General features: G+C 48.2%; 19 protein-coding genes. 10 read left to right on the top strand and 9 right to left on the bottom strand.

Annotation, left to right across the window (positions count from 1 at the left end; genetic code table 11):
- Window positions 1–105: 105 nt before the first annotated feature.
- The 5 genes from ACN0T0_RS11460 to ACN0T0_RS11440 all read left to right on the top strand — a co-directional run bounded on the left by ACN0T0_RS11460 (window position 106) and on the right by ACN0T0_RS11440 (window position 7,475).
- Entirely contained in the window at window positions 106–468 is a 363-nt protein-coding gene (locus ACN0T0_RS11460; RefSeq protein WP_417226168.1) for a hypothetical protein, read from the top strand.
- A 290-nt stretch (window positions 469–758) separates the two neighbouring features.
- Entirely contained in the window at window positions 759–2,105 is a 1,347-nt protein-coding gene (locus ACN0T0_RS11455; protein WP_417226166.1) for a TolC family protein, read from the top strand.
- Window positions 2,102–3,700, top strand: a complete 1,599-nt coding sequence (locus ACN0T0_RS11450) for an efflux RND transporter periplasmic adaptor subunit (RefSeq protein ID WP_417226164.1) — start codon at window positions 2,102–2,104, stop codon at window positions 3,698–3,700. The genes ACN0T0_RS11455 and ACN0T0_RS11450 overlap by 4 nt, the downstream gene beginning before the upstream one ends.
- Window positions 3,697–6,834: an efflux RND transporter permease subunit gene (locus ACN0T0_RS11445; protein WP_417226162.1), complete on the top strand. Its 3,138-nt coding sequence runs from the start codon at window positions 3,697–3,699 to the stop codon at window positions 6,832–6,834. Before ACN0T0_RS11450 ends, ACN0T0_RS11445 begins: the two co-directional genes overlap by 4 nt.
- A 122-nt stretch (window positions 6,835–6,956) precedes the next feature.
- Window positions 6,957–7,475 carry a hypothetical protein gene (locus ACN0T0_RS11440; RefSeq protein WP_417226160.1) on the top strand — a complete coding sequence of 173 codons (519 nt, stop codon included), beginning with the start codon at window positions 6,957–6,959 and terminating at the stop codon, window positions 7,473–7,475.
- An 84-nt stretch (window positions 7,476–7,559) separates the two neighbouring features.
- On the opposite strand, the gene ACN0T0_RS11435 is transcribed toward ACN0T0_RS11440, so the two are convergent.
- The 5 genes from ACN0T0_RS11435 to ACN0T0_RS11415 form a co-directional block, all read right to left on the bottom strand.
- Window positions 7,560–8,030 (bottom strand): DUF1294 domain-containing protein, encoded by a 471-nt coding sequence (locus ACN0T0_RS11435; protein ID WP_417226158.1) that lies wholly within the window; start codon window positions 8,028–8,030, stop codon window positions 7,560–7,562.
- A gap of 442 nt (window positions 8,031–8,472) precedes the next feature.
- The gene (locus ACN0T0_RS11430) at window positions 8,473–9,480 is read right to left on the bottom strand and encodes an MsnO8 family LLM class oxidoreductase (RefSeq protein ID WP_417226156.1); all 1,008 of its coding nucleotides are present in this window, start codon (window positions 9,478–9,480) and stop codon (window positions 8,473–8,475) included.
- Between the two features lie 48 nt (window positions 9,481–9,528).
- Window positions 9,529–10,161, bottom strand: a complete 633-nt coding sequence (locus ACN0T0_RS11425) for a DUF2937 family protein (protein ID WP_417226154.1) — start codon at window positions 10,159–10,161, stop codon at window positions 9,529–9,531.
- 204 nt (window positions 10,162–10,365) lie between these two features.
- Window positions 10,366–11,052, bottom strand: a complete 687-nt coding sequence (locus ACN0T0_RS11420) for a response regulator (RefSeq protein WP_417226152.1) — start codon at window positions 11,050–11,052, stop codon at window positions 10,366–10,368.
- Window positions 11,053–11,058: 6 nt separating this feature from the next.
- Window positions 11,059–12,663, bottom strand: a complete 1,605-nt coding sequence (locus ACN0T0_RS11415; protein WP_417226150.1) for an ATP-binding protein — start codon at window positions 12,661–12,663, stop codon at window positions 11,059–11,061.
- Window positions 12,664–12,874: 211 nt separating this feature from the next.
- On the opposite strand from ACN0T0_RS11415, the gene ACN0T0_RS11410 reads away from it, so the two are divergent.
- The 4 genes from ACN0T0_RS11410 (at window position 12,875) to ACN0T0_RS11395 (ending at window position 17,171) form a co-directional block, all read left to right on the top strand.
- Complete coding sequence (locus ACN0T0_RS11410) at window positions 12,875–13,858, top strand: tripartite tricarboxylate transporter substrate binding protein (protein WP_417226148.1); 984 nt, start codon at window positions 12,875–12,877, stop codon at window positions 13,856–13,858.
- Between the two features lie 172 nt (window positions 13,859–14,030).
- A complete protein-coding gene (locus tag ACN0T0_RS11405) occupies window positions 14,031–14,504 on the top strand; it encodes a tripartite tricarboxylate transporter TctB family protein (protein ID WP_417226146.1) in 474 nt (157 codons plus the stop codon).
- A 4-nt stretch (window positions 14,505–14,508) separates the two neighbouring features.
- The gene (locus ACN0T0_RS11400) at window positions 14,509–16,050 is read left to right on the top strand and encodes a tripartite tricarboxylate transporter permease (protein ID WP_417226144.1); all 1,542 of its coding nucleotides are present in this window, start codon (window positions 14,509–14,511) and stop codon (window positions 16,048–16,050) included.
- A gap of 179 nt (window positions 16,051–16,229) precedes the next feature.
- Window positions 16,230–17,171, top strand: a complete 942-nt coding sequence (locus tag ACN0T0_RS11395; protein ID WP_417226142.1) for a porin — start codon at window positions 16,230–16,232, stop codon at window positions 17,169–17,171.
- Between the two features lie 147 nt (window positions 17,172–17,318).
- Here the strand turns inward: ACN0T0_RS11395 and modF are convergent, their stop codons facing one another.
- Both modF and ilvC read right to left on the bottom strand, forming a co-directional pair.
- Window positions 17,319–18,752, bottom strand: a complete 1,434-nt coding sequence (gene modF, locus ACN0T0_RS11390) for a molybdate ABC transporter ATP-binding protein ModF (protein WP_417226140.1) — start codon at window positions 18,750–18,752, stop codon at window positions 17,319–17,321.
- A 104-nt stretch (window positions 18,753–18,856) separates the two neighbouring features.
- Entirely contained in the window at window positions 18,857–20,332 is a 1,476-nt protein-coding gene (ilvC, locus tag ACN0T0_RS11385; RefSeq protein ID WP_417226138.1) for a ketol-acid reductoisomerase, read from the bottom strand.
- Between the two features lie 418 nt (window positions 20,333–20,750).
- Here ilvC and ACN0T0_RS11380 point away from each other — a divergent pair, with 418 nt between their 5' ends.
- Window positions 20,751–23,309: an EAL domain-containing protein gene (locus ACN0T0_RS11380; RefSeq protein ID WP_417226137.1), complete on the top strand. Its 2,559-nt coding sequence runs from the start codon at window positions 20,751–20,753 to the stop codon at window positions 23,307–23,309.
- 301 nt (window positions 23,310–23,610) lie between these two features.
- Here ACN0T0_RS11380 and ACN0T0_RS11375 read toward each other — a convergent pair whose 3' ends face one another.
- Together ACN0T0_RS11375 and ACN0T0_RS11370 are read right to left on the bottom strand one after the other, a co-directional pair.
- Window positions 23,611–24,081: a hypothetical protein gene (locus tag ACN0T0_RS11375; protein WP_417226135.1), complete on the bottom strand. Its 471-nt coding sequence runs from the start codon at window positions 24,079–24,081 to the stop codon at window positions 23,611–23,613.
- Between the two features lie 95 nt (window positions 24,082–24,176).
- The gene (locus ACN0T0_RS11370; RefSeq protein WP_417226133.1) at window positions 24,177–24,662 is read right to left on the bottom strand and encodes an Lrp/AsnC family transcriptional regulator; all 486 of its coding nucleotides are present in this window, start codon (window positions 24,660–24,662) and stop codon (window positions 24,177–24,179) included.
- Window positions 24,663–24,972: the final 310 nt, after the last annotated feature.

Genomic DNA, 24,972 nt, shown 5'->3' with positions numbered 1-24,972 from the left:
CTGTTAATGGCGGGTTTCGGCTGATTGGCCAGAAAGCAGTATAATCATCGTTTAACCATTAGTTAGAGGCAGACAGTGGCGAAAAGGCTTTTATGGGTAATCTGTATGTTGGCGGTAATTACCGCACAGCTGTACAATGCCGCCTTCGCAATGCCGATGCAGCATACTACGATGTCTGCGCAAACCTCTGATACTGTTATGAACCATGCCCAATATGACGAGCCTGACGAAATGATGAACTGCTGTCAGCCGTTGGCAAATAATAGTGATAGCGGTTGTAATAGTGCTGATCTTAGCTGTGACAGCCAAAGTCACTGTGCACAATCCCATTGCCTTAGCTCGATTGGCGTTGCCGCTAATCAATATCTTTTTTCCCTCGATGCTGCGACGACAACGGTGGTGGCTGCCGCTGAGTTAATGCTGCCGCAGAATCGTGGTTCTTTATACCGCCCTCCTATATCCCACTAATACAGACGCCGTTAATCCGGCAATTGGTTAGCGGGAGATCTCCGTCAATGATGAGTTAGCACTGTTACTTGTTCAGCAGGCTATCAGCTCTTCATCAATCTCCCGCTCTGTATTGAACCTGTCAGTGATTACGTTATGTGATACTGATCTGTGTGGGTGTATCTATGTCACCAGTTTTATTTGTATTTAAATCGCCTGATGCGAGGGCGGTGTCGATGCCGTTTACTGCAGCTCTTACGCGCGTTGGTTGTTTAATTAAGCCGCGTTTATTCATCCTATGTTTGCTTGGCTTGTCCAGTTCATTGACTGTGGCAGCGGCGGAAGCGCAACCGTTAACTTTAACGAAGGCGCTAAGCGTCGCGTTGCAGCATGACCCTTGGTTAACCGGTAGCCAGCTGACACAGCAGGCGACGGAGGCGCGGGCTGAAGCGTCTTATCAATTACCTGATCCTAAATTTTCCTTTGCATTGGCCAATTTACCGACCGATAGCTTTGCGATTGATCAGGAAGCGATGACCCAGTTGGTTGTTGGGGTTTCGCAGATGTATCCCCGAGGCGATAGCCGCCGCCTAAAACGACAACAAGGTTATCAGCAAAGTGCTCGGCAGCCTTTATTGCGCCGTGAACGTGAAGCCAAGCTAACGTTGACGGTAACGCAGTTATGGCTGGATGCTTATCGGGCGAGGGAGAGTATTAGGCTGATTGAGCAGAACCGGGGATTGTTTGATCAATTAGTGGATATATCGATGGCGAGTTATACCTCTGCTTTGGGGCAAACTCGACAACAGGATTTGATACAGGCTCAGTTAGAGCAGCTTCGGGTCTCTGATCGCGTGACTGAGCTACGGCAAAAGCAGGATATGAGCGAACAGCAATTGTTGGCTTTGTTACTACCGCTGGACGTCTTCGATTCGGCGTCGTTGCCTGTGTCTGGTTATAGCGAAATACTGCCTCAACTACTGTCTGTTGAGCACGCGGCATTGCTGTCACAGCCGTTGTCGAATCAAGCGTTAGCAAGCTACCTTGTGCATCATCCATTGGTGCAAGCGTTGGAGCAAAGCATTAGTGTGGCCGGCACCGCGGTACAGCTGGCAAAGCAGCAATATAAGCCCGAATGGGGCCTCAGCGCGAGTTATGGTTATCGTGCCGATAGTGCGGATGGCATTGATCGAGCGGATCTATTTAGTGCTGGTGTGACGGTGAGTCTGCCGTTGTTTTCATCGGTCGGGCAGGATCATGAGGTGGTTGCCGCGACCGCCCAGCAGGAAAAGATACGTACCGATCGAAGTCTTATTATTCGACAAATGATCGCTTCTTTCCGTTCGGTTCAAGCGCAGCTCACCCAGCTGGATCAACGTCAGCAGTTATATCGTCAGCAACTTCTACCTCAGGTTAACCGTCAGGCGCAGGCGGCACTGAAAGCTTATGAATCGGATAATGGCAGTTTTGCCGAAATGATCCGTGCGCGCATCAGTGCGCTTAACACGCAAATTGATTACCTCGAGATTCAGGTCGCACGGCAGCAGCAGATTGCTCAGCTTAACTATGTACTAACAACAACCTCGACGTTATCAGAAACCGTATCTGGCTACGCATTAGATAGTCCGCAGCTCAAACACACAGGAGTGACACCATGAATGGCACCGCTAAAAATGTTGGATTAATCGTGCTGGGCGTCGCGGTCGGTGTCGCAATCGCCGGTTTAGGGCTTAGTGATAATAATATGGCCGCTTTGAGTGGGTCTTCGGTTTCCGCTGCGCAGGTTGATGAGAATCCTGAACCGCTATATTGGGTGGCGCCGATGGATGCGAATTACCGACGGGACAAGCCGGGCTTGTCGCCGATGGGGATGGATCTTGTACCGGTTTACGCCTCTGAAAATAATGGCGTCGATGCAGGGCCGGGCACGATATCGGTGTCACCGGAAGTGGTTAATAATCTTGGGGTTAGAACCGCCGTGGCGTCACGACAGTTGATGCAGTTTGAGGTGCGTACCGTAGGGTATGTGGGCTATAACCAAGATGACATTAGTCTTGTTCACCCCCGTGTTGAAGGTTGGGTGGAGAAGGTTTATATCAAGGCAGAAGGTGATCCGGTGATTCAGGGACAACCTCTGTATGACCTCTATTCGCCCACCTTGGTGAATGCTCAAGAAGAGTATCTGTTTGCCTTGTCGCAGGGCAATCGAGCATTGATTCGTGGCGCCGAGCAGCGATTAGCGACACTGCAATTACCGCCGCAAGCATTGGCGACCCTTAAACAGACCCGCCGAGTCAGTCAAACGGTGACCTATTACGCGCCGCAAAGTGGTGTGGTGGATAATCTGGCGTTACGACAGGGAGGGTTTATTAAACCGGGACTGACGTTGCTGTCGATTGCGGCACTGGATGAAGTTTGGCTCGAGGCCGAAGTGTTTGAGCGCCAAGCAAACTTGATCTCGGTCGGCCAAGGGGTCTCTATACAGCTGGATTTTCTGCCAGGAGATCAGCGCGAAGGGGTCGTGGATTATATTTATCCCACGCTGGACGCTCAAACACGCACGCTTAGAGTACGTATGCGGTTTGCCAATCAGGACGGTAAGCTTAAACCGAATATGTTTGCTGAAGTGGTGATTCATAAACAAGCCGAGCAAGCATCACTGACGGTTCCTAAAGAGGCGTTAATCCGTGGCGCTGATAGTAACCGGTTAGTGCTGGCACTAGGAGAGGGCCGTTTTAAGTCGGTTAACGTTAAGGTCGGTCGCAGCAATGGTCAGCAGGTTGAAATTTTGTCTGGGGTTCAGGAGGGGGAGCAGGTTGTAACATCGGCACAGTTTTTGTTGGATTCTGAGTCAGGTAAAACGTCTGACTTTAAGCGTATGCATATCCCGCCAGCGGCTGCCGATAGCATGACGATGGACGATATGAATATGGATGACATGAGCATGGACAGCATGAGTATGGATGCGGTCGAACAGCAGGATAAGCCTATCGATTCTATGGCTCCCGCTATGATCCCCGTGCCTATGAACGCTACGCCTATGAGTATGCCCAAGGCTACGCCAAATTCGCAGCAGGATTCGTCAGATGCGGGTCATGCTGATTCAAGCTTATCGAGTCCTGTCGCTATTGAGGCTTTAGAAACTCAAACCTTATGGATTGCAAGGCAGGTTCAGAGTGACAGTGAAGCACAGGCGCTAGTAACAGCCATATCGAATCATCGGCACGCTCTCCACTCCAAGGTGGTTTTATGATCGAGTCGATTATTCGCTGGTCAGTCGGCAACCGTTTCTTTGTGCTCTTGGCTACCGTGGTTTTGGTGGGCGGTGGGTTCTTTTCGTTGAAGAATACCCCGGTGGATGCCATTCCTGATCTGTCGGATGTTCAGGTGATTATTAAAACCAGTTACCCAGGGCAAGCACCGCAGGTGGTTGAGGATCAGGTGACCTATCCGTTAACCACCGCCATGCTGTCAGTACCCGGTGCCGAAACGGTGCGTGGTTACTCTTTTTTTGGTGACTCTTATGTCTATGTGATCTTCGATGAAGACACCGATATGTATTGGGCGCGCAGTCGGGTGTTGGAATATCTGAGTCAGGTGGCCCCTTCATTACCCGCGAATGCCCGACCTCAGTTGGGGCCGGATGCGACCGGTGTTGGCTGGGTTTATCTCTATGCGCTAGTGGATAAAACTGGGCAGCAGGATATCAGCGAGTTACGCAGTTTGCAGGATTGGTTCCTTAAGTATGAGTTGCAAACGGTTCCCGGCGTGTCAGAAGTTGCCTCTATCGGCGGCATGGTGAAGCAGTATCAGGTACGGGTGGATCCCGATAAATTGCGGGCTTTTAATATGCCGCTATCACATATCCAAAATGCTATTCGTCGGGGTAATCAGGAGGTCGGTGCTTCGGTGGTGGAGATGGCCGAGGCTGAATATATGGTGCGGGCGACCGGCTATATTCAGGGCGAGGAAGATCTACGTAATATTCCTCTCGGCATTAATGAGAATGGCACGCCGATATTGTTACAACATGTGGCGGATATTGGTGTGGGGCCTCAGATGCGTCGAGGCGTGACGGAGCTCAATGGTGAAGGTGAAGTGGTCGGCGGCGTGGTGGTGATGCGTTTTGGTGAGAACGCACAGCAAACTATCGACGGAGTTAAGGCTAAACTAGAGACCTTAAAGCAAGGGTTGCCGGACGGTGTTGAAGTGGTGACGGTCTATGATCGTTCTGGGCTGATCGACCGAGCGGTTGAGAATCTTTGGCACAAGTTGCTGGAAGAGTTCATCGTGGTAGCGCTGGTGTGCGTGGTCTTTCTGTTTCATGTGCGTTCATCTCTGGTGGCTATTATTACCCTTCCTGTAGGTGTTTTGACGGCGTTTATCATTATGAATGCTCAAGGTATTAACGCCAATATCATGTCATTGGGTGGTATCGCGATTGCCATTGGGGCGATGATTGATGGGGCGATAGTGATGATCGAAAATATGCACAAGCATATGGAGCGAACGCCGCTGACGAAAGAGAACCGATGGCAGGTGGTTGCTGCATCCGCCAGTGAGGTGGGGCCGGCACTGTTTTTTAGTCTGCTGATTATCACCGTGAGTTTTGTCCCAGTATTTACCTTGGAAGCCCAAGAAGGGCGGATGTTTGCACCGTTGGCCTTTACTAAAACCTATGCGATGGCGGCGTCGGCTGCGCTGGCGATCACCTTAGTGCCGGTGCTGATGGGGTATTTTATTCGCGGTAAGGTGTTGCCTGAGCATAAAAATCCGGTAAACCGTTTGCTGACTGCGATCTATATGCCGACGCTGCGTAAAGTGCTTAGCTTTCCCAAACTGACGTTAGGATTCGCGTTATTAGTGCTACTGGCGGGCTTATGGCCATTGGATAAGCTGGGCAGTGAGTTTATGCCACCGCTGGATGAAGGTGATCTGATGTATATGCCGACCACCTACCCGGGTATCTCTATCGGGCAGGCGCGTCAGTTGTTGCAACAGACCGATAAGCTGATAAAAACAGTGCCTGAAGTTGCCACGGTCTTTGGCAAAGTGGGGCGGGCTGATAGTGCCACCGATCCTGCGCCACTCACCATGATTGAAACCTTTATTCAGCTAAAGCCACAAGATCAGTGGCGGGAAGGGTTAACGAGCGAAGATCTTCGCAGAGAACTCGATAACTTGGTTAAGCTGCCGGGGGTGACGAATGCCTGGGTAATGCCGATTAAAACCCGTATCGATATGCTGGCAACGGGTATCAAAACGCCGGTAGGTATTAAGATTGCCGGACCAGACTTGCAACAGATTCAGCAGATTGGTCAGCAGTTGGAAAGCATTCTTAAGGATGTACCGGGTACCGCTTCGGTGTACTCCGAACGGGTTGCCGGCGGGCGCTATATTAAGGTGGATATTCAGCGTCAGCGTGCCGCGCGTTACGGCCTTAATATCGCCGATGTTCAGCAGGTGGTGGCGTCTGCGATCGGTGGTGTCAATGTCTCACAAACCATCGAAGGGTTAGAGCGTTATCCAATCAACGTCCGTTATCCACAAGACTATCGGGATTCTCCTGAGCAATTGGCGTTACTGCCTATTGTTACATCGATGGGGCAACGTGTGCCGTTGGGGGATGTCGCCAATATCTATATCGAGGATGGCCCTCCTGGGATAAAGAGTGAAAATGCCCGTTTGAACGGCTGGACCTTTATCGATATCGAAGGCGTGGATATTGGCCGTTACGTGGCAAACGCGCAGCAGGTAGTGGCTGATCAACTGATCTTGCCGGCAGGTTATTCGGTTGCTTGGGCTGGGCAATATGAATATATGCAGCGTGCCAAAGAAAAGCTGACGTATGTGGTGCCGCTGACCTTGTCGATTATCGTTTTCCTGTTGTTTCTTAATTTTCGCAATGTTGTCGAAGTGAGCATCATTATGGGAACACTGCCGCTGGCGATGGTTGGTAGTGTCTGGCTGATGTATCTAGAGGGCTTTAATTTCTCGGTAGCGGTGGGCGTTGGCTTCATTGCTTTGGCTGGGGTGGCTGTCGAGATCGGCGTGATCATGCTGGTCTATCTGAATCAGGCTTATCAGCAGATGTTGACGCGGTGTGAAAAGCAGAGGGTTACTCCCAAAGAAGAGGCTTTACGTCATGCGGTATTGCAAGGCGCAGGGTTACGTGTCCGTCCAGTGATGATGACGGCTGTCGCGATCATTGTTGGCTTACTGCCGATTCTCTACGGCACGGGGACCGGCTCAGAGGTGATGAGCCGTATTGCCGCGCCGATGGTTGGTGGTATGGTCAGCGCGGTGTTGTTGACCTTACTGGTGCTACCCGCAGTGTATTTCTTGTGGCGCAAACGCAGCCTTACCCGTTTGGTGACCGAACACTAATGGCGTACTCGTTTGAGAGAGAGGAGTCTCTCTCAAACGTTATTCGAAACCGATAGGCTTTCGTGGCGTTGAAGTAAGTCTTTTAAATAACCCAATGTAATGACAATAAGTGAGAGATGAATATGAAGCTAAATAAAATACTGCTTGTCGGCACGCTGAGTGCGATTGTTTTAAGTGCGGGTGCCATGGCGGGTGAGATTAGTCATGGCCATGATGACTCGATGGTTCCGCAGGGAATGCCTGAGAGCGGGATGTCTCATAACACCATGACGAAGGGGTCTATGTCGCATGAGATGATGGATAGTCAGATGGGACAGCATCCCATGTTTCTAGAGAAGAAAAACATTGATGGCTATACCGTTAGTTTTCATGTGATGGCCGCTGAGGAAGGTATGAACCACGGAGGGTCACATAACCTGATGATCAGAATAGATCGGGATGGTGGGTTGGTTAACGGTGTACAGGCTAACTCTAAAGTGATTTTTCCGGATGGCTCACAGCAGACTAAACCGCTGATGACGATGGGTGAATGGCAGATGGCGGGTTATGACCTAAAAGCCAGTGGCAAGCATCAACTGATGGTGCTGTTTAAAACCACCGACGGTAAAAAACATTTCGGCGGACTGTATTACGGTCAATAGATGATTGGTACAAGGGCCCCATAGGCGGCCACTTTGCTCTATCTTATCGGCATTGCACAAGCGCTCGGGGTTGAGCGTGTTAAGCTAACGATAGCGAAGCGGGCGTTTTATACGGAAGTGGGTGAAATAACGTATGTATTGCCTCGTCGTATATGGCATATCAGAGTAAGCAATATAACTGTCTAGTTTGAATATTTTCGCATGTAACCAGTCGGTGCCAGTGGCTGAGTGAAGCCAGCTAAAGGCTGAGATATTCAGCAGCAGGGTAAACCAAAAGGTGACTCGAAAGCTTTTCTTTTGGGTTTTATGCCGCAGGGTTTGCTGGGCGATAATCGCACCTGGCCAACCGCCCAGAAGTGCTAACAGATGCAGTCGGCTTTCCGGGGTGCGCCAAGCACCCTTTACCGCGGCAGATTTGTCTTTGTAATAGATCGCCAGAGTCAGCAGACTGATACTAATAAACAGTGCTGGCAGCAGTAATGGCGTGTAACCGGCATAATAGGATAGTCCCAATAGTGGGATAAATATAAAGATGGGCAGGTAGTGTCTTTTCATCGGGTAAGTCTAGCAAAAGGGCGAGAGTGGCAATAGATAAATGCTGAGAGTAACCGCAAATTGGGTGTGACAATGCTGTTTTTAATTCAATTTTTTGATTATGACGGCTAACGGAGGGAAGTGTTAAGAGGTGATGTTGCAGGCTGGGAAACTAAAAATATCCAAGTCATAGCCGGGGGAGCTGAATCGGAGTCTTAACTGTTTTGTGTTACCCAACCTGCTGAAGCATAGTGTCAAAAGAAGGTGATATTTACAATTGATTTGACGCAATGTTTACCCATTTTGGGTAAAGGCGGCGGGCTGATGACGTGCTTGATGCGCGGGCTGTAGCGGCATGGGGGCGTTTTTGCGAGGGGTAGCGCTACGCGCTGGATTAGGGTGCGGTATTAGCGTCGATGGATGTAAATAAAGCATCCATCGACCTATCGTCTGTTAAACCGATTTAAAAGCCAGTTATTAACTGTGTATAGCTATCGAGTCGGTCGGCTTGGCTATGGGTGACAGCTACCGTTGCAATTTCATCACAATCGAAGGCTTGGGCTAACTGAGTGATCTCCTCGCCACATTGTTCAGGGGTACCGACAGTATAACCATTGAGAATATGATCATATTGCGCCTGGTGGCTAGCAGAGAATGTCCGGTAGCGATCCTGAACTTCTGACGGGGTTAGAAAGGCTTCACGTAGCCCTAGTTGTGCCGCGAGTTTGCGGTACACCGCGGTACCTGCTCGGAGTTTAGCCTCCTCCTCTGTGGCAGCACAGATACAGGCGATAGCTAGCATTTTATTCGGTGTTTGCGGATGTCCGGCCTGTTGCCACTGTTGCAGGTATTCCTGGAAAATAGATGGGTGACAGTTATCGGGGTCGATAAAACGCGCCAGCGCAATGTTGTAGCCTAAATGTCCCGCCAACCCTGCACTGCCTCCGCTAGAACCGAGCATCCAGAGTTCCGGTTGTGGGCTGCTGTCAGGCAATACTTTTATTGCGCTGAACGGGTTATTGTCTGGCAGGTTTCCTTCGATAAAGCCTTTGAGCAGTTGTGCTTGATTGGCATACAAATCGCCATGTTGCGCCTGATGGGGGTAAGCCAGTGCTTGTGAGGTGAGGCCGGTACCACCGGGGGCACGGCCAATACCTAGGTCGATTCGTTCGGGAAACAGCGTAGCCATCATTTTAAAGCTTTCAGCGACTTTCAGTGGGCTGTAATGGCTAAGCATTACACCGCCGCTACCGACACGGATGTTTTTAGTCACACTGGCGATCGCCGCAACCATGATTTCCGGGCAAGGATTGGCAAAATGGATACTGTCATGGTGTTCGGCGACCCAGTAACGGTAATAGCCGAGTTGATCGCACAGTTGTGCTAATTCGATGGTAAGACGCGGAGCGTCGATGGCGGCATGGGAGCCGTGCACGGGTGACTGATCAACAACGGACAGTTTTATACTCATTAGAATCTCCTAGAATTGTTAATATGTTAAATATTTTTCCCAGATAGATCAATGATCGGAACAGGGCTTATGGGTAGTGCTGGTTTTTTTACTACCGGTATCGGCTTTAAGGTTAGCTTTGATACGCGGTTTAGCGATGGGCTTAACGCCCAGCTGCGATTTGTATCGCGGTAATATTCGCCGGTAGACAACGCTAAAGGGAGCGGTGATGAGCAGATTCAATAATAGACCGGCGATTAGCCCAAAGGCTATCCCTTCGGTACTCAGAGGAATCCCAGGGGTAAAGTTATTGAGGGTTATTTCGAGGTAGTGATAGCGTGAAGGGGCAATCATATAGAGCGTTTTACTGATCAAATTGCCATTGGCAAATAGGGCCACACCCTGCTGCAGCTGTTCAAATTGTGCTAGCGTAGCGAGTTTTTGTTTTGCATCGGCACGCACACTTGGGACACTGTTTTGCCGGTGATGCTGAATCATGGCGCTGGCATCAGTATAACCAAAATCTTTTGCGGTACGATTATAGCCTTCAATCTGCCAATGGGTTGATTCATAGAGGCCGGCGAGAAACTGTTGGTAGTGATCCACTAGTTGCGGGACTTGCAACGCAAGCAGTAGTGTGGCCCCGAAAAGGAGTTTGTCTAATAGGGGCCCAACTAGTCGTCTAAACAGCCGTACAATCAACGCTACTTTTCCTGAAAATGATTTGAGATTCAGTATACCCGACTAACATTAACTTTTATGGGCGCTTTTCTGACTGAGGTTTTTTAGGCGTTGATTATTGCGATTACATGGCAACGATAAGTCTTGTTGGGGTTCTTACCCCACCTCAACCTACGTTCTTTTTCAAGCTACTAGCAAGTCGCGCAGCGGCGTTCTAACCACTAACTACTTTCTTTGATACCGTCTTTCAGGCCTGCCGACAGAACCGTAGCTGACTTCAGTAGAGAGTTCAGAACAACTGACCATATATTCCAGATAGCGACGGGCAGTGGTACGGCTGGCACCGATCAGTTCACCGGTTTCTTCAGCGTTCAGTGAATTATCACTCTGGGCGAATATGTTTCTGATCTTTTCTAGGGTAATGCCATCGATACCTTTAGGTAAACGGGCTTCCGGTTCCGAGATAGTTTCAATTGATGTGCTGCTTCGGGGTAAAACATCGTCTACTCCATTCTGATCAAGCGATTGGAGCGTCTCAAACTTAGTCAGATGTTGTTGGTAGTTGGTCAGGGTTTCCTGCAGTCGTTCGAATACCAGTGGCTTGAGAATATAATCGAAAACGCCAGCGTAAAGGGCTTCGCGCAGGGTTTCAACCTCTTTGGCCGCAGTGATCATTATGACATCAACTTTGCTGTTACCAGCACGTATTTTACGTAGTAATTCGAGTCCGGTACCAGTGGGAAACATGATGTCCAGTAGTAGTAACTGTGGTTGCAAAATCTCAATAAGATCCTCAGCTTCCTCTAAACCATGGGCGATACCTATTAGTTCAAAACCGTCGATTCGTTTCAGAAAACGGCGCTGGATCTCAGCTATTTGTGGGTCATCTTCTGCAATTACAACTTTAATCATCTGACTCTAGCCTGGTGTTTTTTTATTTTTAGGAATGTAAACAATGAAGCGGCTGCTTCCGGTAGTTGTCGTTTCAATAGTGATAGTGCCACCGAGCTTATGCAGCAGACTCTGTACCAGGTGCAGACCGTAACCGTGGCCTTCCCGGTTCTTGCTGCTGTAGCCTTTTTCAAAAATATACTGCTGCTGTTGCTCGGATATTCCGGGCCCCTGATCCTCTATTTCAAAGATCAGGTCGTTACCCAGATCGGTCATCGATAGCTGAACTTTACCCTCACTACCATATGTCTGCAGCGTAGCTTCCAGCGCGTTATCGATCAGGTTTCCCAATATCGTAACTAACTGCTCCCGGGGCAGGTGATCGGGTAACTGCTTCATTTGGCTTTCAGGATCAATCACCAGTTTCAGCCCCAATTCTCGAGCCCGGTTATATTTTCCTAACAGGCAACCGGCCAGCACAGGATCGGGTGCTGCGTGCATTAACAGATGGATCAGCTCCTGATGACTGGCAGATTCCTGACCGATCAGATTGAGTGCTTCATCAGTCGCACCGATCTGTATCAGGCCAGAGATCGTATGTAGCTTATTGGAATATTCATGCGATTGGCTACGCAGGGTATCGGCATATTGTTGGATTCGGGTTAGCTTCTGGCTCACCATATCCAGTTCATCTTTGCGCCGAAAGCTGGAGACCGCACCGGTAATTTTATCGCCTTGCTTCAGGGGTAAGCGGTTAGCAATAATACATAAACTACCGCGCCAGACCTCTCTGTCATACTGTGGTTCACCGCTTTGCAGGACTTCCAGCATTGAGCTGTCAGATAGCACTTCATCAACTCTTCGGCCGATCAGATTGGTCTCTTTTGGCAGGCCCAAGGTTTCAATCGCTGTCTGATTGATGGTTGTGATCTCGCAGTTGCTGTTGATGGCGATAATGCCTTCACGTACAGATTCGAGTGTGGCGCGCTGCTCATCAAACAGTCGGGCGATCTGTTCCGGCTCGAGACCGAAGATCGCTTTCTTAAAATGGTTAGCAAACCAGACAGCGATCGTAGCGCTAAGCGCAAATGAAAGAATGATGACCACAATCAGCGTTGTGCGGTAGCGATTAATGATGGAGGAGACACGATCCAGGCTATATCCGACTGAAACCAGCCCGACAATTTTGTTTTCATCAGTGGGTGAATAAACAGGTACTTTGCCCCGCATAGACCAGCCGGTATGACCCAGGGCTTTGGAAATATATGAGCGGCCCTCCCGCAGGGGAATGGAATTATCGTCATTGTCATCATCTGCGAGTGACAGGCCTATCCACTTCGGATTGGGATGAGACAATCGTATCGCATTGTAGTCACCAAAGACGACAAAATTAGCCTGCGTTTTCAAGGCTAAAAATTTCCCCATTGGTTGTAGATAGACGCTGTCTCTACGTTCGACTGCCGAGGCAATTTCCGGCATGGCCGCCACCGTTTTAGCTATAAGCAGAGCGCGCTGACCAATCTGCTCATCCATGGAGTGCTGCAGGTACTGTAGGGCAAATAAACCGATAAAACCTGTCTGTACCAGCGCCATGACACCCAGAATCAGGATCATCCGTTGTTTAAGTTTCATTCGGTGCTCCTTCATATACAGTCCCATATGCTCTGTTGCAGTTTATTTAGCTACTGATTAGATATTAAGCAATAGAACGGCATAAGGCCCGTAAACAATATGAACTAAATGAATTTTATGTTTTAAAAAGCCTTTAAATTCATAAGCTTCATTTCGTAATGCTCAACATCTACCTTGCAGACATCACAAAAATAAAACTAGGAATTACCGGATGTTCTGTAAATCTATAAGTAAAAAATCGCTGATATCTGCCGCACTGACAACCTGTCTCACCGCGGGGGCCTCTTTTAATGTTTCGGCTCTTGAGTCGGTACACTTTTTGATTCCCGGTGGCGCTGGTGGCGGCTGGGATTCCACTGCCCGAGGGACAGGTGAAGCTTTGGGTAAATCAGGTCTGGTTGATACAGTCTCATATCAGAATATGTCCGGTGGTGGCGGTGGTAAAGCTATTGCTCATCTGATCGAAACCGCAGGCCAGAAAACGGACACGCTGATGGTTAACTCAACGCCGATCGTGATTCGTTCCCTGTCAAAAGTCTTTCCACAGTCTTTCCGTGATCTGACACCTATAGCAGCAACTATCGGTGACTTCGGTGCTTTTGTCGTAAAGAAAGATTCTCCTTTTACAAACTTCGAAGAGGTGGTTGCTAACTTTAGAGAGAACCCCCGAAGTATAAAAGTTGGTGGTGGCTCCGTTCGGGGCAGCATGGACCATTTGGTTGCTGCAATGGCTTTTAAAGCGACAGGGGCTGATGTCCGCCAGGTTCGTTATGTTGGCTATGATGGTGGTGCTGAAGCGATGGCAGGTCTGCTTTCCGGTGAAACTTCTATTTTGTCTACGGGGTTCAGTGAAGCTCTGACGTTGGCCGAAGCCGGTGAAGTTAGGATCCTGGTAATGACTGGTGATGAGCGTAATGCTGCTGCGCCTGAAGTGCCGACTCTGAAAGAACTGGGATATGACTCAGTTTTTGTTAACTGGCGTGGATTCTTTGCGGCTCCAGGTACCTCCGAAAGTCAGAAGGCTGAGTTCGTTAAAGTATTGGGGGAAATGTATCAGACCGACGAATGGGAAAATGTTCGAGCGCGAAATGGCTGGGTTGAAATTTTCAAGCCGGATACAGAGTTCCTCACCTTCCTTGAACAACAGGAACAGGAAGTGGGTGGTTTGATGCGGGAATTAGGCTTTTTAAAATAACTTATCTTATCTCTGCCCGGATATTTATAAATGGTGATCCGGTCAGTCTCTGTTATTTAACTGAAGTTTCAAAGCTTTTCTTCGGGCCTGTGCCTCAGTCCTTTGCCTTTGCTACAGGCCCGGAGCTTTCTAGATTGAAAGGACGGAATATTCCACCGTCCGGGAGCATCCTATGATTATTACTAAAGACCATATTGGTGGGTTGGTGTTTCTCTGCCTGTCGGTTGTTTACGGTTATTACGCCAGAGATATAGCGTTGTTACCCGGCGACGAGTTTGAACCCTTCCATGCGCAAACACTGCCTTACGCGCTTGCGACTCTCGGCGGAATTTTATCACTTGGATTATTATTTACCGCTGCCAAAGGTGTAGAGCATAAGCTCAGTCTACAAGGTTATGACTTTCTGTTAGTCGCCAAATTACTGCTGCTGGTGGTGGTCTTTGCCCTTGCGCTGGAGTGGGTTGGATTTATGCTGGCCACCATATTCTTTCTGATGTCGGGTTTCTGGTTACTGGGAGAGCGTCGACCGAAGATGCTGCTTCTGGCTTCGGTGCCTTTTGCTGTGGGTATCTGGTTTGCCCTGTCGCAGTTGCTGGATATCTATCTGGCACCCGGCAAGCTGTTAACTCAACTGTTCGGAGGATAAGCATATGTTAGACGGAATTATTATCGGCCTATCAACTGCTGTGATGCCCTTTAACCTGATGATGGTTGTAGTTGGCTGCTTTGCCGGAACCTTTATCGGCATGTTGCCGGGCCTTGGCCCAATTTCTGCCGTAGCTCTGATGATACCAATCACCTATGGTCTTGATCCTTCATCAAGTATTATCCTGATGGCGGGTGTCTATTATGGCGCAGTTTTTGGTGCCTCCACTTCATCCATTTTAATCAATGCTCCTGGCTGTGCTGCCACTGTAGTCACCGCTTTTGATGGCTATCCACTGGCGCAGAAAAATCAGGCCGGTAAGGCACTGGCATTGGCTGCTTATTCTTCGTTTACCGGGGGAACTGTCGGAGCTTTGGCTTTACTCGTTGCTGCTCCGGCTTTGGCTTCTGTGTCGTTGAGTTTTCAATCTACCGATTATTTTGCTCTTATGATTCTGGGTCTGACAGCGGTGGCTGCATTCTCGGGTAAAGGGCAGGTGATTAAAGCGCTGATGATGACAGTGTTCGGTCTGATGATTGCGACTGTTGGTACCGATACAACGTCTGGTGCGACCCGCTTTACCTTTGGCAATATTGATCTGATAGACGGTGTCAGTTTCCTGCTGCTGGCAATGGCCACCTTTGCATTGACTGAAGTGATAATGACGGTTCTGAATGGCCAGCATAAGGAAGACGAAAAACAGGTTGATATGAGTAAGCTCGGTAGCATGAAGCTGAGCAAGGAGGAGGTGAAAGAAGTTGCGCCTACGATAGCTCGTTCATCAATATTTGGTTTTTTCATTGGTGTGCTACCGGGGGCCGGTGCGACTATCGCTTCTTTTTTGGCCTATGGTCTGGAGCGAAATATAGCCTCAGCTAAAGAGAAACTGAAATTTGGCAAGGGCTCCCTGCGTGGTCTGGCTGCGCCGGAATCTGCCAATAATGCTGCTTCTACTGGCTCTTTCGTGCCACTGCTAACGCTGGGTATACCTGGTTCTGGTACTACCGCTATTATGCTGGGTGCTTTGATTGCCGCAGGCATTCAGCCTGGGCCGCGTTTGTTTATCGACAATCCGGATGTTTTCTGGTCGGTAATTATCTCAATGTATTTTGGCAACTTGGTACTACTGATTCTTAATCTACCGCTGATTCCATATATCTCTAAGCTATTGTTGATTCCGCGATCAATTCTGATTCCGATGATCTTGTTCTTTTCAATAACCGGTGTGTATCTGGTTAGTTTCAATACTTTTGATATTCAGATGATGGTGATTATTACGGTCATTGCGATCTTTCTTAAACTACTGCAATTCCCTATGGCTCCAATGCTGCTTGGTTTTATCCTCGGCGGAATGATGGAGTCTAACCTGAGCCGTGCACTCGTTATCTCAGATGGAAGCTTTGCCTTTCTGTGGGAACGGCCATTGACGTTTGGCATCGTTCTGACGGCTATTACCGTACTGTGTTTACCTCCGGCACTGGAATTCTTGTTCGGCCGCCGGAAAGACAAAGGGCCGGACGTCGCTGCAACTGAAGGAAAAGGCTGACCAGCCAAGACCTCTAAACCATATTTTTACCGGATTGATATTCCCTGACCTCTCGTCAGGGGCGGGCACTGCTGTGCCTGAGATCGAGCACCTGGGAATAACAGGGGCCCATCCTGTCCTGCAGGAGAAACCCTGAAAAACTATAAAAAGAAATACATTCACTAAAGTGGAGATTGATGATGAAGAAAGTTGTTTTAGCTACCGCTATCGCTGCGGCGACTCTGGTTGGTTCCGTTCAGGCGGCAACAGTCTATGAAGACAATGGCCTGACATATGTTCTTAAAGGCGACCTGCAGGTTCAGCTGCGACAGAAGATAGGTGATAACCAGGATCAAGATCTTGAGTTTGACGATCTGGAACTGAAAAATCGGGTGACCTATAGCCTTAATGAAGGGATGAGTGCGTTTGCACAACTAGATTACAGCTTCGATAAGCGTGCTAATGATCAGAGTAGTGATTCTCAGGATGGCGGTAAACTGGAGGAGGCGTATCTCGGTCTTAAGTTTGACAATGTTGCCCTGCGCGTTGGTAAGCAGAATTACTCTTCGGATGAGTTTAGTGTTGAAAAAGCGTATGAAACGGTTGTTGAAGACGACATTTTTGATCTGAACGATGATGCCGGTGATGATGTTATCCGTGTTGATGCTCAGTTTGATAGCGTCTTTGTGTCAGTTTCTACTGACCTTAAAGCAGAAGGTAATGGGGATAGTGATGGCACTAAATCCGCTGATCTATTTGTCTCTACCGAGGTGGGTAATCTGGGGTTGATGGCTGCGTATCAGAACTATCAAGAAACCGGCTCTGACTCAGTTTCGACCTGGGGTGTAGGTGTGACTTTTGATGCCGGCTTTGCAACGTTTGGTGCTGACTACGGGTCTATGGAAGATACCGCAGAGGTTTACAATTTGGTCGCCGCCTTCCCGGTTGCAAAGACTACGACGGTTGCGTTAGGTATTCAGAGCCGTGACGAAGATGCTGGAGATAACGTGACTGGCTGGTATGCCAATGCGACTTATAAGTTCCCTGAACAGAAAGGCGTCAGTCTTTTCGGTGAGGTTGGTGATAATGATGCCGATAATACCGATCCGGGTTATCTGGTAGGAATGCGTATCACCTTTTGAAGCTAAACTACGGTCACTGTGGCTGAGCATTATTTGCCTCCCCCTTCGGGCATTTGATCGCGTTACTGTCCCGTTCATCAACAAAGAAAAAAGCCCGGCTGTTATGCCGGGCTTTTTTTATCTACTTATCAGTATAGTGCAAAGCTATTAGCTATTTTCAGGCTCGCGTTTTTCCAATGCTAAATAGTGATCGATGCCTTTGATTTTGTCTTCAGCGTGATGGTTCACATAGAGCACGGCGGTTTCGCTACCGGCGCAGATCTTCTCGATCAGTGCTAATACCAGCTGGCGGTTCATATCATCTAGGCCTAGGCAGGGTTCGTCGAGAATCAAGAGGGGGGGATGCTTGACCATCGCACGGGCGATGAGTAACAGGCGCTGATCACCGTAGGATAGTTTGTTGAACGGGGTGTCGGCCCGGTCGGTCATGCCTAATAGTGCCAGCCATTGATCGGCGATCTGCTTCTGTCGATCAGTGGCTTTAGTGTATAGGCCAATGCTGTCATAGAAGCCCGAAATAATGACATTTCGCAGGCCGGTGCCGACTTTATATTCCCATTGCAAAGCGGTAGAAACATAGCCGATAAATTGTTTTATCTGCCAAATGCTTTCGCCGTTACCACGCTGAAAACCGAAGACAAAAATATCATTTACATAACACTGCGGATGATCCCCGGTAATGAGTGACAGCAGGCAGGTTTTACCACTGCCGTTAGGGCCGCTGAGTTGCCAATGTTGATTGGGCTCGATGGTCCAGTCGAGTGAATCGATAATACGGTGACCATCGTAAGTTACATTAATCTTATTCAGTCGCACTAGGGGCTGGGTTGGGTCAAGCGGTGGTAGGGCGGTATCACTGTCAGTGGGCGGCACTTGAAGTTCGGTGGTTTTCAGGTGCAACAGATGATATAGCTCGTTATAGGCTTGTGAATCATGGCGGTTGATCTGGTGTTGTAAGCGGCCCTGATCGACATAGGCGATATGGGTAATGAAATCGGGAAACTCATCGAAGCGGTTAAGCACCAAGATCATCGGTACGGTTTCGACTAAACCGAGCAGATACTGTTGCAGCATCTCTAGAGTATGGGCGTCGAGGCCGTCGAAGGGCTCATCGAGTACCAACAGCTCAGGCTCACTGGCCAACGCCCGAATCAGCATCACTTTGCGGGATTCACCGGTGGATAACTTACGGAATGCACGGTCGAGTAGGGATTCGAGTTTGAACATTGCGACCAGTTGTTGAATCAGCGCTGAATTGCGCTCGCCCTCATGGAGTATCTCATGCACAGGAGTACCTTCGGCGATAACATCCATAATATCAGCGTCGTCTTTTTTCCGTTCCCGCTCAATCAGTTCCGCCTGTGCTTCAAAGGATACTAAGCCTACCTTCGCTGGAACACCGCTCATTGAACCGCTAACGATGTCGCCAGCTCCCGCCAAAATAGCAGCTAATGCTGATTTACCTGCGCCGTTCGTGCCGGTAATCACCCAGTGTTGGGTATCATCCAGTTGCCAGTTGATCTCATCTAGCTGAAAGCGATCATCGAAGTTGACGGTGAGGTTTTCGAGGCGAATATTCATAGCGATCCGAAGTCTGTGTTAGGTTGTTTTGAATGCTAAAAAAAAGGCCAGGAGGTGAGTCCTGGCCTTCATCTACCTGTTATTCATCACAGGTGAGGTCGTTATTAAACGATCTTCTTCATGTCAGCCATGTGGCCACGCAGAACAGAACCGATCGCTTCAACAGGATGTGAACGCAGGGCAGCGTTAACTTCGATCAAGCGAGCGTTGTCGACGCCAGTGTCGTCCAGTTCCAGACCTTTACCGATAACATCGGTTTTAATGTCTTTCATGAAGTCAGCCAGCAGTGGCAAGCATGCGTGGTTGTACAGGTAGCAGCCGTATTCTGCTGTATCAGAGATAGTTGCGTTCATCTCGTACAGTTTCTTACGGGCAATAGTGTTAGCGATCAACGGTGTTTCGTGCAGTGATTCGTAGTAAGCAGAATCAGGGATGATGCCTGCAGCCGTCATCGTTTCAAAAGCCAGTTCAACACCCGCTTTAACCATAGCAACCATCAGAATACCGTTATCGAAATATTCCTGTTCGGATATCTCGACATCGCCAGCAGGGGTTTTTTCGAACGCTGTTTCAGCGGTTTCTGCACGCCAGCCCAGCAGGTTCTTATCATCATTAGCCCAGTCTTCCATCATAGTGCGAGAGAAGGTGCCATCGATGATGTCATCCTGATGCTTGTTGTACAGCGGACGCATGATCTGCTTCATCTCTTCAGCTAGATCGAATGCTTTGATTTTAGCTGGGTTAGAAAGACGGTCTAGCATGTTAGTCACGCCGCCGTATTTCAGCGCTTCAGTGATGGTTTCCCAACCGTACTGAATCAGCTTAGAGGCATAACCGGCATCAATACCTTCTTCAACCATTTTGTCGAAGCACAGTAGAGAACCGGTTTGCAGCATACCGCACAGGATAGTCTGTTCACCCATCAGGTCAGACTTAACTTCAGCGATGAAAGAGGACATCAATACGCCCGCTTTATGACCACCCGTACCAACGGCATAAGCCTTAGCCAGTGCCAAGCCTTCGCCTTTAGGGTCGTTATCTTCGTGAACAGCGATCAGTGTTGGAACACCGAAGCCACGTACATATTCAGCACGTACTTCAGAACCAGGGCACTTAGGTGCAACCATGATAACGGTCAGGTCTTCACGGACTTTCATACCTTCTTCAACGATGTTGAAACCGTGAGAGTAAGACAGGCAAGCGCCTTCTTTCATCAGTGGCATGATAGCGTTAACAACCGGCGTGTGCTGCTTATCAGGTGTCAGGTTAAGCACAACATCAGCGGTAGGGATCAGTTCTTCATAAGTACCTACAACAAAACCATTCTCAGTCGCATTTTTCCAAGACTGACGCTTTTCAGCGATGGCTGCTTCACGCAGAGCGTAAGAAACATCGAGGCCACTGTCGCGCAGGTTAAGACCCTGGTTCAGGCCTTGAGCACCACAACCGATAACAACCATTTTTTTGCCTTTTAGAGCGTCAACGCCATCGCTGAACTCGTCCATAGACATGAAGCGGCATTTGCCCAGTTGTTCCAGTTGCTCACGCAGTGGCAGCGTGTTGAAGTAGTTATTAGACATATCTGATAGTTCCGGTTAATTAAGTCATAGCCTAGGGGCAATGACTGAAAATTCTGTTCATTTACCTAGCAGGTACAACATCTCCGGCAAGGCTCAAAATCAGGCAGGCAAACATTATACAGACAGCCCGACTGAAATTTAATAGGGCTACTCTATAGAAAAAGTAATCTTGCGTATATTGATATATGTAAATCACAGTGTTGCAATAAATGAAATGTTAGCGAGGTGCCGTCAGCTGTGCTGAATCAATTCAAACGGGTGTTTTCTCATGATGCAACAGTGGTAGTAGGTTTTGTGGTACCAGATTGGTGATTACTAGGCTAAAAATGTATCGAAACTAGACTAGAATGGTAGTTTAAGCCGAATTCGAGACCCGCTAATGATGAATGTTTCTAGAAAGATGAGCTGGATTGTGATTTTGAGCTCATTGGCAGTGTTACTGCCCGCATTGTTAGTGTTTTACTATACGGCAAGAGCAGAGCTGCTCGATAAAGAGCTATCGCAACATCAAGAATATATGCAGATGACGGCCGATAACTTTCAATCTGATTTAGCTATCTATACTACCAGCCTGAAAAAGTTAAATCAGTTGGTCAATCGGCAACTGGACGACACCGGTGCAAAAGATACGGATCGATTCGATACCCGTATGGCTATATCTGAAGATGGTGCTTGGCGTAATAAGAAAGATAGCTATGATGGCGACATCGAAGCGGGTTTGTTTTTACCGCCTGATTACCATGTTACTGCAGAGACCAAGCTGTTTTACGGCAGAATGTTTGATATTTTTGAAACCTTTGGGGTTGCCACCAGTAGTGATAAAGCCTTCAGTAATATTTGGTTTCTAGATCATGAACGTGGTGAACTAATTTATGATCAAGCATTTCCTGACTTTGTTTATCTGATGTCCCCGGACACCGATTATACCTCTACCGAATGGATGACCTTAGCCTCGCCGGAGCGTAACCCCGAGCGAGAAATTCGCTGGACGCCTCCGCTCTTCGACCCTGTTCCAGGTACGTGGATGGTGAGTGCCGTTTATCCTTTAGATATCGAGGGGGAATGGGTCGGCACCCTCGGGCAAGATGTACAATTAAATCGTTTATTCAAGCTTATTCAAGGCATGAGTGAGATGTATGACGATGAGCAGTACATTTTAAGAGATAGCCAGGGCGGTTTTATTTTGGCAGGACCTTGGCAAAAACAGTTAGAGGATGGTGTTGAGACGTTTTCCATCGATTCTCAAGAAACCGAACTGTTGTCCATCTTAGCTAAACCGTTGCCAAATAAGGCGGTGTTGATGGGTGAGGTGATGGTGCAGGGCAAATCCTATCAAGCCATCGGCGTCTCTCTACAGCCGATGAACTGGAGCTATGTCCACTTAATCCCCACCGGCACTATTTTAGATAGCCTCGTTAAAATGGTTTATATCGCTGCGCTCTTCTTTGTGTTCACGGCCCTTGCTATCAGTGTGCTGATTAACGGTGCTGTGCGTAAAGTGATCTCTAAACCGATTGAACAGTTGGTGCTACGCACCCGGTTGTTTGCTATAGGGCTTAAGCCCGAACCTGTTTCAAATTGGGGCAGTACAGAAATAACAGAATTAGCCCTAGCATTGGATATGATGAATGATGACCTTGATCGGGAAACCAATCGTCTAGCCTTTATGGCCACCCACGATGACTTAACCGGCTTGCCCAATCGTAGCTTACTGAATGATCGTTTAGAACAGATTATTGCCGATGCTAAACGTAATAACAGCAAAGCGGCGGTGCTGTTTCTCGATTTAGATCAGTTTAAAACTATTAATGATTCCTTGGGCCACTCGGTCGGCGATAAACTGCTTAAAATGGTCGGTGAGCGCATCTCTTTTCAGCTGCGAGAGGAGGATGTTGTGTCCCGCTTTGGTGGTGACGAGTTTGTGGTTGTGGTCTCCGAGTTTGAGCATATGCTGGATCTGTCAAACATTGCCGAGAAGCTGCTCTTCATTATTAAACAGCCCTATATCATCGATGGTTATGATCTGAGTATTACCAGCAGTATCGGGATTAGTGTTTGTCCTGAAGATTCAGATGTTGCCGAGATCTTAATCCAAAATGCTGATACCGCAATGTATCAATCGAAAGATCTTGGGCGGAATGCTTTCCAGTTCCATACCAAGGATATTCGAGAGCGGGTGCTGCGTAAATTACAGCTAGAAGATGCGCTGCGTAAAGCCCTCGACGATAATCAATTTGTCCTCTATTACCAGCCAAAAGTGAATCTGAATACGCAGCAGGTTTATGGCATGGAGGCGCTGATTCGCTGGCAGCATCCGGAGATGGGGATTGTTTCACCGCTGGAGTTTATCCCCTTAGCGGAAGAGACCGGGCTGATTATCGATATCGGTGAGTGGGTTATCGAGGAAGCCTGTCTACAGATGAAAGCCTGGACTGAATATTACCCCTGGTTAAAAAATATGGCCATCAACCTCTCTGTTCGTCAGTTCCAGCAGAAAGATTTTTGCCAACAGATAGAACTCTTTATGTTTGATAAGAAAATCGATAGCTCGAAAATCGATTTTGAAATAACTGAAAGTATGATCATGGGGGATGTTGAGGCGGCGATCAGTGTATTAGCCAAACTGAGAACCTTAGGCGTTTCGATCAGTATCGATGACTTTGGTACCGGTTATTCCAGTTTGAGTTATTTGAAGCATCTGCCTGCGGACACTTTAAAAATAGACCGTGCCTTTGTTAAAGAGCTGGTGAATGATCAGAATGATCAGGCGATTACCAAATCGATTATCGCCTTGGCGACTAACCTTGGATTGAGTGTGATTGCCGAGGGTATAGAGGAGCCGGAACAGGCCGCGATGCTGAAACAGATGGGGTGTGATTATGCACAGGGTTACTATTTTAGTCGGCCACTACCCGCGCATGAGATGAGCTTACTGTTGGAAAAGCAGCATGAGGCGACCGAATCCGGCTTTAATTAAGCCATACAGCTGTTTTTGTGATGGTATCGTCTGTTTTATAAGAGGCGGTATAAGAGACGCTATAAGAGGTGATATCAGCGTTGATGTTTGTATCTCCAAAGGATATGGCAAAAGGTGTATGACAGGGCTAGCGGACGGCATCCAATGGATCTCGATGAGCGTTGATGATTCAAAAATGGGAAGCGGGTCAGTTTGAATCAGCACTGATATATAGATATTTAACGGGCATAAAAAAAGCAGCGCATTCGAGAATGGGCTGCTTTTTTTATGAGGCGCAGTTGTCAGCGCTTAGGCGATTTACTCAGTCAAGCCCTGCTAAGAGTGCGCGCCATAGGGGGTGAGAAAAATCTTCATCTTTCATCAGCGTTTTAAATGAGGTGCTCTGTTGCTGCACTTCTAAAAAGACTTTATTTGCCATTTTTAGTTTTTCTTTCAGCGGCTGTTCAGACGTGAAAGGGCGCATAGACACGCGGTTACCGGAATGTGTCACACCATTACTGGTGTAGCTGATGGTCGGTGTTAAAGCGTAAGCCTGATTATCAATCCACACGGTAGCGCTCTTGATGGAGTGGTATTCTCCGCTCACGGCGACTTTCAGTGTTCTTGGACGGGTGTTTTTTAGGTATAGCGCACTGCAGACGTCGAATTGATTACAGGAAAGTGATTGAATCACCTTATCTGAGAGATCATACGGCAGTTTATATTCCGGCTGGTTAGCGACGCTGCTGCAGCCCGTCAGCAGAGCGAGGCAGAATATGAACGGATATTTCATGGTGTGTCCCTTCTTGAAATCGATAAGGTAAAATTTTTTATTGATTAACTGATTATAACGGGGATTACTAATGCTTCAATCATTGTTTGCCGCAATTATTCGATATAGTTCAACGGTACTGCCGTGGTATCGACGATTTTGCGCATAATAAATGATGACTTTACACCGGTTACACCTTGAATTCGGGTGATTTTTCCCAGCAGGATGTCGTGGTAGCGATCCATGTCAGGCACGGCAACTTTGAGTTGATAATCGGCATCGTGTCCGGTAATTAGATAGCACTCCATTACTTCTGGGAAACCGGTGATCGTGTTTTCAAACGCTTCAAACCGTTCGGGAATATGTTTATCCATACTAATATGCAGGATCGCCATTAAGTTAAGATCCACCGCTCGTTCATCTAACCGTACAACTCGTTCACGAATAACGCCCGTGTCTTCCAGCGCTTTGACTCGGCGGGAGCAGGGTGCTGCGGTGAGGCCTACTTTCTCCGCTAGATCTTGATTGGATAGCCCGCCATCCCGTTGTAATTCGCGCAATATCTTTAAGTCAAAACGGTCGATAGCATGGTTTGATTTCATAGTTTGATTGCCTTGCGCAATAATATTTAATGGTTGAGTGTATTTGATTTATTTTAATTGCGCAATATTGTTAAATTTTTTGTATTTAGCGCAGTTATTGCGCAGCAATCCCTTTAAACTTTGCTCTATTGATTGCTGCAGCGAATCATATTTGCCGAGAACCTCCAAAGCAGCCGTTATCAGCGGATGTGGATGACAACACCAAAAGTGTTTAATCAGGTTTAAGCACCAGTCTACCGGACTGATCAATGTGTACCAAAAGTATGCCAGAGAGTGATTTGATCCCGCGCCCTGTTGCGCGGGATTTCAA

The sequence above is a fragment of the Amphritea sp. genome (genome assembly GCF_048266285.1).
Taxonomy (GTDB): Bacteria; Pseudomonadota; Gammaproteobacteria; order Pseudomonadales; family Balneatricaceae; genus Amphritea.
This window is presented reverse-complemented; position numbering and strand designations above follow the sequence as displayed.